The organism is Bacillus sp. GMs2/2 (genome assembly GCF_050172095.1).
Lineage (GTDB): Bacteria > Bacillota > Bacilli > Bacillales > Bacillaceae_G > Bacillus_A > Bacillus_A cereus.
The window spans coordinates 37,499-47,929 of sequence record NZ_JBNLYE010000010.1; the positions used below are offsets into that span (position 1 = coordinate 37,499).

Consider the following 10,431-nt stretch of genomic DNA (forward strand, 5'->3'; position numbering starts at 1 on the left):
TAACGGTTTGTCTGTTTTAGAATGGAGCTTTTTCTTTTATTACATATACAACAAAGCCGCTTACTAACATAAATAAGCCAACTACTAAGTTTTTGATATTAATCATAAATTCCTCTCCCTTATTCCACACATCATATATATTTACATTTCAATTATTCCGATCATCCTAAAGCGCACTTTTTCTAATATATCATAATTCCTAAAAAATGCAAGTTCACTTTTGACGACCATTCACAAATTTATCTACAGTGCTTGGTACAGTATTTAAAGCCTTTTCAATTAAATGTGTACTGCTGTTGAGATGTAATACTTGCACCCCATTAGAACCAACTACTAAAAAAGCTACTGGACTAATGGAAACCCCAGCCCCGCTTCCTCCTCCAAATGGATGCCGTTGTTTGTTCTCTTTATGCTGATTTTGCCCACCGTTATGTTTTTCAGTGATGAAATCCCCTTTAAAATCACTTCCACCAGCTCCAAAACCAAAAGCCACTTGAGATACTGTTAATACTACATTTCCGTCAGCTGTTGAAACCGGGCTCCCAACAATTGTATTTACATCTACCATCTCTTTTAAATTTGTCATTGCCGTTTTCATTAAATTTTCAATTGGATGTTCCATTATGTATTGCACCCTTTCCTCATTATTCCTTTTTATATTTTCCAAAATAGAGGAAGTCATACTAACTTTTCCTATTTCAAAAAAACATTTTCCTTCTTTTAAAAGATACTACTCCCTGTACATGCTCCGGTATAGTGAAACTTTAATCAGTGGGATGTGTACGTAGCTCGACTCCCACAAATAGCGGGATAAAAAAGAAAAAGAGATACATACTACTATTGAACCTTGTTATGAAAGGAGTCATGACTTTGACTGAGAAATTTGATGATTATAAAAAAAGAGATAGAATAGATAGTGATTATAGTGACTATAAAGAAGAGTACGCCGCTGAGGTTGCACCACAACGCATTGATTATGATTACGATGATAAAGACGATAAAGATGTTGTAAAATCGTCCGCTGCTGGATCAACTGCTGGTTTTATCGCTCTTGCGCTATCTATCTTATCGCTATTTACATTTCCAACACTATTTGGTCTTGTTTCTGTTTTACTCGGTATTTACGCTTATAATCGCGGAGCTACTGTAACTGGCGGTATCGCTGCAGTTGTCGGTGGAATTGCTGCACTTATCGCAATTTTATTCCGAGTAGCACTTATTGGTCTATTGTTCTCCCTGTTCTAAAAAAGAAAAAGGTATCTCGCTTAACGCGGGATACCTTATCCTGTAAACACATCTTCCGATGGATATTTTATTTTTTGTTTTGCTGGTCGCGCTAAAGAGAACACAAGTGTTAATGGTCCAATTAATCCGCAGAACATAACAAACATAATAATACATTTTCCGAATGCCGATAGCTTTGCAGTAATTCCCATCGTTAATCCGACTGTGCCAAACGCTGATATTGTCTCAAATAATAATTGAATAAAGCTGAAGTTTTCTGTAAGCATTAATATGAATACCGCTGCTAAAATAAGTATTTGACTGGCAACAGCAATCGCTAAGGCCCTCGTTACTGTCGACATTTTAATTGTACGCTGAAATAAAACAATTTCCTCCTTTTTTCTAAAGAAAGAAAGGACAGATGTAATTAAGATAACAAACGTCGTTAATTTAATTCCTCCACCTGTTGATACACTTCCTGCACCAATAAACATTAAAATCATCGTAAATAATATAGATGATTCTTCCATACCTCCATAGTCAACCGTATTAAATCCAGCTGTCCGCGGAGTAATACCTTGAAAGAAGGAAGCCCATAGTTTTTCATTTAAAGATAAATTCCCTAATGTCTTCACATTATTATATTCCAATACAAAAATCACAATCATTGCTATAACATTTAGTACTACTGTTCCAATAATCATTATTTTTGAGTGAAGTGATAATTTTCGAAAACTGCGACTATACCATATATCAATTAATACGGTAAAACCGAGTCCACCAATTACAATTAAAGAGCAAATCCCAATATTAATAATGGGATCCCCTACATATCTTGTTAAATTATCTGGCCATAAAGCAAACCCTGCATTATTATAAGATGCAATTACATGAAAAATACTATAGTATAAACCTTTTCCAAAACCAAACTCTGGAATAAAGCGAAACGATAAAAAGATGACCCCAATAAGTTCAATACAAATCGAAAATATAAAGACACGCTTTACTAATTTTACAAGACCACCTATATTTGTTTGATTAAATGCTTCTCCAATTAATAAACGATGGCGTAATCCGATTTTTTTACCTAGTACCCAAACAATTAAAATGGCAATTGTCATAAGGCCTAGACCACCTGTTTGAATTAAAAACATAATAACAATTTCGCCAAACATCGTAAATGTACTTGCTGTATCCACTACTCCCAAACCAGTTACGGTCGCTGCTGACGTTGCTGTAAAGAAAGCATCTACCCAACTAATATGTACTTTCGTTGCGAATGGTAATTTTAATAACAAACCGCCAACCACAATTAAGCAGAAAAAGCCTAATGCTAATATTTGTGGTGGGTTTAATCGTATAAGACGATTATACAGCCCTTGTTTTTTTGTTACGTCCATATCACTAACTCCCTTATTAAAGTGAAGCTTCCCCTCATACAATAAAAAGCTTTTTAAAAGCCCTTAAATAATTGGGACAAACCTTATATTCTCATAATATAGTTGAGCATAATCTTTTTTTTCATAGATTACAACTTTTATTTATATTCAGATTCCTTTTCGTTTTATGCTGGAAAACTCTATATCCTAATTCTATATTGCTAGCAATAACAATTTCATATGTACTATCTTTCAAATCCCCATATCTTTCACTCTATGTTCACATAGAGGTCACATCCACCTTTTATAGTATATGTATCGAAGCTGTTCCTCCCTAATTTATAAGACATTCCCCAGTGTCTTTGAATAGCTTCCATCCCTAATTAAATTGACATAAATTGTCCCCTTCCATTGACCATCTTATAAATGATGGTCTTATTTTTTGTTTGCTTTATCTTTTATTCCGCTATTTGTGGGCAATAAACGCCCGATTGGTTAAGGCTAATAATCAACAGGGGATGAACAAAAAACACTCATTAAATTTTCATTTTATTTAAAACTCCCTCTCTCTTTCACTCTATATTCACACAGAGGTCACATCTATCTTTTATAGTATATGTATCGGAGTTGTTCCTCCCTAATTTATAAGACATTCCCCAGTGTCTTTGAATAGCTTCCCTCCCTAATTAAATTGACATAAATTGTCCCCTTCCTTGACCATCTTATAAATGATGGTCTTATTTTTTTGTCTTTCTATCTTTTATTTAAAACTCCCTCTCTCTTTCACTCTATGTTCACACAGAGGTCACATCTACCTTTTATAGTATATGTATCGAAGTTGTTCCTCCCTAATTTATAAGACATTCCCCAGTGTCTTTGAACAGCTTCCATCCCTAATTAAATTGACATAAATTGTCCCCTTCCTTGACCATCTTATGTGATGGTCTTATTTTTTTGTCTTTCTACCTTTTATTTAAAACTCCCTCTCTCTTTCACCCTATGTTCACATGAGAGTCACACCTACCTTTTATAGTATATGTATTGAAGTTGTTCCTCCCTAATTTATAAGACATTCCCCAGTGTCTTAAAGCAACTTCCATCCCTAATTAAATTGACATAAATTGTCCCCTTCCCTAGACCATCCTATGTGATGGTCTATTTTATTTTCCAAACACAAAATCAGTCTATCTACACCTAAAAACCAAAAATTCAGAAAATATTGTTAAATTAGGGATTTTTTCGGTATAATTACTTTAGAAAGAAATTTCACAAAAACAAAAGGGGGGATTTTATTGAAACAAACAAAAGCAATCTTAATCGCATTATTTCTAGGTCTAGTTGTTGGACTCACTCTAAATTTAGCTGCTCCATCTATCTTTGAGCCACTAAATCAATATGTGTTCAACCCAATTGGTCAATTGTTTATTCGACTTATTAAAATGCTAGTTGTTCCTGTTGTGTTCATTTCTATCGTACTTGGTGCTGCCGGCCTTGGAGATCCGAAACAACTTGGAAGAATCGGTTTAAAATCAATTTCATTCTTTCTCGTAACAACTGCGGTTGCCATCTCTATAGCGGTTACATTTGCACTTATTATAAAACCAGGAGCTGGCGGTAATTTTAAAACAGAAGGTCTTAAGTATGAAGGTGCAAAAACTGAAACATCTTTCGTTGACACATTGCTAAATATCGTACCAGATAACCCAGCAAAAGCGATGGCTGACGGAAACATGTTACAAATCATTGCCTTTGCCGTATTGATTGGACTCGGTATAGCTATTTTAGGAAAACGAGTTCAAGGTATCCATTCATTACTTGAACAGGGCAACGAATTAATGATGTATCTTGTTAATCTCGTTATGAAATTAGCCCCAATTGGAACATTCGGTTTGCTCGCTTCATCCGTTGGTAAAATGGGGCTTGCAGGCGTCGCTGCGATGTTCAAGTATATGATTGTCGTTATGTTAGTACTCATTATTCACGGGGTCTTTGTATATGGTGGCTTATTAAAGGTATTAGCAAAAGAAAATATTGTTCGTTTCTTTAAACATTTCGGACCAGTAATGGCAATTGGATTTAGTACATCTAGCTCTAATGCATCGCTTCCATTTGCAATGAAAACAGCACAAGATAAGCTTGGCGTTCCAAAAGCGATAAGCTCATTTGTACAACCACTAGGGGCAACTATTAATATGGATGGTACTGCCATTATGCAAGGAGTAGCCACTGTATTTATCGCTCAAGTATACGGAGTTGAACTTACATTACCGCAATTAGCTATGGTCGTATTAACTGCTGTACTAGCTAGTATCGGTACTGCTGGTGTACCTGGTGTTGGACTTGTAATGCTTACAATGGTTTTAAATCAAGTAAATCTACCAGTAGAAGGTATCGCTTTAATTATCGGTATTGACCGTATTCTAGATATGTCTAGAACAGCTGTAAACATTTCTGGGGATGCAATTTGCGCAATGATTGTCGCAAAATCAGAAGAAAAATATAATTCGGATCAATCGGCAGCATCGTAAATCAAAAAAGGAGTGAATTAATTCACTCCTTTTTTGATTTACTCCCTTTTTTAGAACGATATTCTTTCCCTTTATTATCATTACCAGTTTCAAATTCAGTGCTAAATTCCTGATTAAACTGGCCGGACTTTGGTGATCCTTGATTACCGCTCCCTTTACTACCGTTACGATTCGTCATATCTCTCCCTCCTTCCTTGTATTAGTAGTATGGCGCTCTATGTTTTTTCATACACATTTTATTTTTTAACATCTATTACACACGAAAGAAGACCTCCCATATATAAGGAAGATCTTCTATTTCATCACGTAAGCGTTTTCTTGTTTATAATCACTTAAATAAGTTTTTTGGAAATTGAAATCATTACATTCATTTCATCTTCTGAAAGTGCAGAGAATCTTTCTTGTAAATATTGTTTTTTCGCATCTTCCATTTTCGCAACTAAATCTTTCCCTTGTTCTGTAATCTCTAAATACACAACTCGGCGATCTGATGTAGAACGTGAACGAGTTACAAAACCTTTATTAATTAATTTTTCTGTAACAGCTGTAATATGACTATTCGACACATTTAATTCATTTGCTACACGCGATACCATTTCTTTATTCGTACGATTTAATATTCTCAGAACGATGAATTCATTCCACGGTATGTAACCACCGAATATTTTTCCGATATCATTACGCAATGTGCGAAACATAGCAAACACATTTGTCGATAGTTCTTCCATTAATTGCTCTCGATTTTGAGACAACATTGACAGCTCCTTTTATTTCATTTAGTTAAATAAAAACCTTATTAATAATTTTACATGAAATCTTACTTTTTGTCATCTTATTTTCCCATAATTCGTAGTTTTTTAATATGTAGTTCATGATAAAATGAAGTCAACTTCCAGAAAAAGGGGGATTTTAATGCGTGAGGAGGAGAGGTTCTCAAATCTCAGCCAAAAAGATAAAATAATTATTATTAGTATTATTGCTCTTTTTCTCATTATAGTTTTTGCATTTATATTTTTTGTATATGTAGGAATCTTTCAAATTACAGGTATAGCGTATAGTTCACGTACTGCTTTACTTCTCTTTTTTTTATTAATCACTTTCTTAGAAGGTATTACATTTTTTATTTTCAGTTTCTTCAAAGCGCTGCTATATCCATCGACTCAAAACATGCCAAATTGGATTTCTATCACTCTTTTCTCATTCATTGAAATTACACTAGATTGGTTCGTCATTCATACTGCTGATGATTGGATAGAAAATGTACAAATGTCCAACTTAGCTGAATTATGTGCCGTACTATTCTTTTTTCTATTAAATAAATTATTAAGTGACAAGAAAGAGTAAGAATACAAGCTTTTCTATATAAAAATTGGTACAATGAAAGCAAATCTTACTAAAGAGGTGTTAATTATGAACTTACAACAATGGGCTGATAAAGGTATGTCCTTTGATACATATGTGAATGAAATGAAAGTAAACCAATACGAGCTACTACACATTTACAATAACTTTTTAATTCCAAATGAATTACTTCCTGTATTAGAAGAACGTCAAAATGATGGCTGGCGTGTTATCGTATTAACTGCCGATTGGTGTGGCGATGCTCTTTTATGCGTACCTGTTATGAAACGAATTTCTGAAGTTGCAAATATTGACATGCGTTTATTAATTCGCGATGAAAACTTAGAATTAATGGATCAATATTTAACAAATGGAACAGCACGTGCGATTCCAATCTTTATTTTCATTGATAAAGATGGAAATGAACAAGCCGTCTTTGGACCACGCGCTCCAAAAGTACAAGAATTAGTAACTTCAATGCGCGCTACATTACCTGAAAAAGAAGATCCAACATTCGAAGAAAAACAAAAAGAAATGTATGCTAATTTCCGTGCTACATTAGCTGATGATACTTCTCTTTGGGAACATGTAATGGAAAACATGATAGAAAAATTAGTAAAATAAAAACCTGCCGAGCTCGGCAGGTTTTTATTTTACATAATGAAGAAATAGAATACCGCAGCTAAAATGAAACGATAATAAGCGAACGGTGTTAGTTTTACACGAGATAATAATTTCAAGAATGAAACAATTGCAAGCATCGCAACAACGAATGCAGTTACAAATCCTGTTACAAATAGCGTTATATCTGCTGAGCTTAATACATCCCAGCTTTTAATTAAATCTAAGCCACTTGCAGCTACCATCATCGGTACCGCTAAAATGAACGTATATTCAGCTGCCGCTGTATGCGACACGCGAGCTAATAAACCACCACTTATTGTAGAACCAGAACGAGAAAATCCTGGCCAAAGAGCTAAACATTGGAACATTCCAATTGTAAATGCCTGTTTATATGTGATTTCATCTAACGTTCTTGCTGTACTTGGTTTTGAAAACTTCTCAGCAACAATCATTAAAATACCACCGGCTACTAAGCTAATAACAACTGGTCCTGGACCAAATAAAACCTCTTTAATAGTGCTATGGAATAATACGCCAAGTACCCCGGCAGGAATCATCCCGATAATAATATGTAATAAATTTAACGATGGTCCGTCTGTTACTTTACCTATTCCAACTAACGACCATAGACGCTTCCAAAATATAACAACAACTGCTAAAATCGATCCCAATTGGATAACAACTTCAAAAACTTTCGCTCTCTCGTCTTCAAATCCAATTAAATGTCCTGTTAAAATCATATGTCCTGTTGATGATACTGGTAGAAACTCTGTTAACCCTTCAACAGCACCCATGATTAAACCAATTAACCAATCAGCCACAAGTAGTGCCTCCTTAATAACAAATAATATGTAATTTTTTCACACCTTATCATAATACCTTATCCCTTTTCAAAGTGCATCCTTTTTTTATTGGCTTCATATGTTGTAGGCGCGTATTTCTTTTCTAATCTTTGATTAAATTGTATGATAGTAAGAGTTTGTTTTTTTATACGGAAAGGGGATTTTATGAAAGAAACTACTTCATTCTCACAAAAGTTAAAGCAATTTGTATTACTATTTTTTCCGATTTTCGTAACGCAAATGTCATTATTTGCGATGAGCTTTTTCGATACAACAATGTCAGGACATGCAAGCCCAACTGATTTAGCAGGTGTCGCAATTGGAACAAGTATATGGATTCCAGTTAGTACTGGGTTAACAGGAATTTTAATGGCCACGACTCCCATTGTTGCACAGCTCGTTGGATCCAAGAAAAAAGAGGACGTTCCCCACGTTGTCATACAAGCAGTTTATTTAGCAATTTGTGCTAGTTTCGTTGTTATCCTCATCGGTTTCTTCGTCGTTTCACCTATTTTAAACGGCATGCGCTTAGAAGAACCTGTGGAACGTATTGCAGCTCAATTTTTAAGTATTATCGCAATAGGAATTATACCTTTATTCACTTACACGGTTTTACGTGGATTTATTGATGCATTAGGAAAAACTCGAACAACGATGATTATTACATTACTATCATTACCAATTAACGTAATATTAAATTACTTATTAATCTTTGGTAACTTCGGTTTCCCAAAACTTGGTGGTGTTGGAGCGGCAATTGCTTCCACTGCAACATATTGGTGCATTTTAATTATTACAGTCATTATTATTCAGACGAAAGAGCCTTTTGCCTCTTTCAACATTTTCAAACAATTATACCGCCCTTCTCTTTCGAGTTGGACAGCATTCTTAAAGCTTGGCGTCCCTATCGGATTTGCTATCTTTTTTGAAACGAGTATTTTCGCTGCGGTAACGCTTATGATGAGTAATTTTAGTACGACAACTATTGCAGCTCACCAAGCAGCTATGAACTTCGCTTCCTTGTTATATATGACTCCGCTAAGTTTAGCAATGGCAATGACTATTGCGGTCGGATTCGAAGTTGGTGCAAAACGTTTCGCTAATGCAAAACAATACGGACTGATTGGAATTGGATTAGCCCTTGCCTTTGCTTTATTATATTCGATTCTTCTCTACTTCTTTGATGATCAAATTGCTTCTATTTATACGACAGATGCAAAAGTTCATCATTTAGCAAAAGAATTTCTTATCTTTGCGATTTTATTTCAAATTTCAGATGCAATTGCAACCCCTGTACAAGGAGCTCTGCGTGGTTATAAAGATGTAAATGTCGCTCTAATTATGACTTTAATTGCTTATTGGATAATAGGTCTACCACTAGGTTATATATTAGCAACGTATACAGAATGGGCCGCAAAAGGCTATTGGATCGGTCTTATTATCGGTCTAGCATTTGGCGCTGCCTTCCTACTTATCCGTCTCTTTCAAGTACAACGAAAATATACAACACAAAACAGCCGCTAATAATAAAGCGGCTGTTTTCTTTATGCATATTTTTTCTTGTAACGTATAATATAATGAAAAAGAAAGGTGGGTACATATGGACGACAAAGAAAAAAAGCAATCATTCGATGAAGAATTTGCCCCTGAAATTTCACCTGGATATCGGCAAGATGTACATAAGCCACCTAAATATAAAAACACTTCGTTTTTAATGGGCATTACCATTTTCGCTGCTGTATTACTCATACTTATCATTTTCGTTTATTTTTGATGAAAGGTGGCCTATTATATGAAGAAACAAGATTCCAATCGTTCAAAAAGAACTGTTAAAACACAAAAAGGATATGCAGGAGATTCTGTTCATACCCTTAAACAAGTCGAGCAAGGAAATTTATATATTGCTCAAAAAGAACTTGGTCAACAAAATGAAAATCTTTAAAGGCCCTTTATTCCTTGAGGGCCTTTTTATTCCGCATTAAGTAGTACACACCCAAAAATGTTCTATTGAGCAATGAATTTCCTTTATTGTACGCGCTGCTTTTGTTCTAGCACCATAAATATATTATTAACCTTTACAATTTTCACTTCATAATTCAATTTCATTTCATTTCACTTCTCTTACCATTTTCAGTACCCGCAACGTACGCTACAGCTTGATAAAGAAAACTCTCATCGGTCTCTTCACGTACCTCCTCGTTTGTAAATTTATACTCTAAATCTCGAAAACGATTTGGATAATAATTTCCCATTAATTGTTCATACCCTCTATTTAAAAATAGTTCTTCACCTTTTCGTTTCACATCTTCTTTATTAGTAGACCCAAACACTGATAGTTGCTCGGTCACAAAATGCTCTCCTACCTTTTTCATTTCATTATGAGTTAAATTTTCTATACTTTTGTTCTTTAACTCCTTATTTAACTCGTACTGATCAATCGGTTTAAAGGTAGCAAAAACCTCCTCTTTATATGACCAAAACAATATAAAAGCG

General features: G+C 34.6%; 13 protein-coding genes and 1 pseudogene. 7 read left to right on the plus strand and 7 right to left on the minus strand.

What is annotated here, in order from left to right; all coding sequences use genetic code 11:
- Positions 1–16: 16 nt before the first annotated feature.
- Together ACQGS6_RS03405 and ytfJ are read right to left on the minus strand one after the other, a co-directional pair.
- Positions 17–106 carry a hypothetical protein gene (locus tag ACQGS6_RS03405; protein ID WP_000608227.1) on the minus strand — a complete coding sequence of 30 codons (90 nt, stop codon included), beginning with the start codon at positions 104–106 and terminating at the stop codon, positions 17–19.
- Between the two features lie 108 nt (positions 107–214).
- Complete coding sequence (gene ytfJ / locus ACQGS6_RS03410; RefSeq protein WP_001986234.1) at positions 215–682, minus strand: GerW family sporulation protein; 468 nt, start codon at positions 680–682, stop codon at positions 215–217.
- A gap of 188 nt (positions 683–870) precedes the next feature.
- Here ytfJ and ACQGS6_RS03415 point away from each other — a divergent pair, with 188 nt between their 5' ends.
- Positions 871–1,245, plus strand: a complete 375-nt coding sequence (locus tag ACQGS6_RS03415) for a hypothetical protein (protein WP_000136535.1) — start codon at positions 871–873, stop codon at positions 1,243–1,245.
- 35 nt (positions 1,246–1,280) lie between these two features.
- Here the strand turns inward: ACQGS6_RS03415 and ACQGS6_RS03420 are convergent, their stop codons facing one another.
- The gene (locus tag ACQGS6_RS03420; protein WP_000383526.1) at positions 1,281–2,624 is read right to left on the minus strand and encodes a TrkH family potassium uptake protein; all 1,344 of its coding nucleotides are present in this window, start codon (positions 2,622–2,624) and stop codon (positions 1,281–1,283) included.
- 1,271 nt (positions 2,625–3,895) lie between these two features.
- On the opposite strand from ACQGS6_RS03420, the gene ACQGS6_RS03425 reads away from it, so the two are divergent.
- Positions 3,896–5,131: a dicarboxylate/amino acid:cation symporter gene (locus ACQGS6_RS03425; RefSeq protein ID WP_098536345.1), complete on the plus strand. Its 1,236-nt coding sequence runs from the start codon at positions 3,896–3,898 to the stop codon at positions 5,129–5,131.
- Positions 5,132–5,153: 22 nt separating this feature from the next.
- Here ACQGS6_RS03425 and ACQGS6_RS03430 read toward each other — a convergent pair whose 3' ends face one another.
- Both ACQGS6_RS03430 and ACQGS6_RS03435 read right to left on the minus strand, forming a co-directional pair.
- Positions 5,154–5,309, minus strand: a complete 156-nt coding sequence (locus ACQGS6_RS03430; RefSeq protein ID WP_000184928.1) for a hypothetical protein — start codon at positions 5,307–5,309, stop codon at positions 5,154–5,156.
- Positions 5,310–5,463: 154 nt separating this feature from the next.
- Positions 5,464–5,883 (minus strand): MarR family winged helix-turn-helix transcriptional regulator, encoded by a 420-nt coding sequence (locus tag ACQGS6_RS03435; RefSeq protein WP_000081432.1) that lies wholly within the window; start codon positions 5,881–5,883, stop codon positions 5,464–5,466.
- Between the two features lie 160 nt (positions 5,884–6,043).
- Between ACQGS6_RS03435 and ACQGS6_RS03440 the strand changes: the two genes are divergently transcribed.
- Together ACQGS6_RS03440 and ACQGS6_RS03445 are read left to right on the plus strand one after the other, a co-directional pair.
- Positions 6,044–6,475 carry a regulatory YrvL family protein gene (locus tag ACQGS6_RS03440; RefSeq protein WP_001206404.1) on the plus strand — a complete coding sequence of 144 codons (432 nt, stop codon included), beginning with the start codon at positions 6,044–6,046 and terminating at the stop codon, positions 6,473–6,475.
- Between the two features lie 33 nt (positions 6,476–6,508).
- Complete coding sequence (locus tag ACQGS6_RS03445) at positions 6,509–7,096, plus strand: thioredoxin family protein (protein WP_002004705.1); 588 nt, start codon at positions 6,509–6,511, stop codon at positions 7,094–7,096.
- A 29-nt stretch (positions 7,097–7,125) separates the two neighbouring features.
- Here ACQGS6_RS03445 and uppP read toward each other — a convergent pair whose 3' ends face one another.
- Positions 7,126–7,917 carry a bacitracin resistance undecaprenyl-diphosphatase gene (gene uppP / locus ACQGS6_RS03450; protein WP_000796263.1) on the minus strand — a complete coding sequence of 264 codons (792 nt, stop codon included), beginning with the start codon at positions 7,915–7,917 and terminating at the stop codon, positions 7,126–7,128.
- A 186-nt stretch (positions 7,918–8,103) separates the two neighbouring features.
- Here uppP and ACQGS6_RS03455 point away from each other — a divergent pair, with 186 nt between their 5' ends.
- The 3 genes from ACQGS6_RS03455 (at position 8,104) to ACQGS6_RS03465 (ending at position 9,880) form a co-directional block, all read left to right on the plus strand.
- Positions 8,104–9,462 (plus strand): MATE family efflux transporter, encoded by a 1,359-nt coding sequence (locus ACQGS6_RS03455; RefSeq protein ID WP_426964883.1) that lies wholly within the window; start codon positions 8,104–8,106, stop codon positions 9,460–9,462.
- Between the two features lie 76 nt (positions 9,463–9,538).
- On the plus strand, positions 9,539–9,712 hold the full coding sequence (locus tag ACQGS6_RS03460) for a hypothetical protein (protein ID WP_000341062.1): 174 nt from the start codon (positions 9,539–9,541) through the stop codon (positions 9,710–9,712).
- An 18-nt stretch (positions 9,713–9,730) separates the two neighbouring features.
- The gene (locus ACQGS6_RS03465) at positions 9,731–9,880 is read left to right on the plus strand and encodes a hypothetical protein (RefSeq protein ID WP_000743742.1); all 150 of its coding nucleotides are present in this window, start codon (positions 9,731–9,733) and stop codon (positions 9,878–9,880) included.
- 83 nt (positions 9,881–9,963) lie between these two features.
- On the opposite strand, the pseudogene ACQGS6_RS03470 reads toward ACQGS6_RS03465, so the two are convergent.
- Positions 9,964–10,431, minus strand: a pseudogene (locus tag ACQGS6_RS03470) (biotin transporter BioY); the annotation flags it as partial.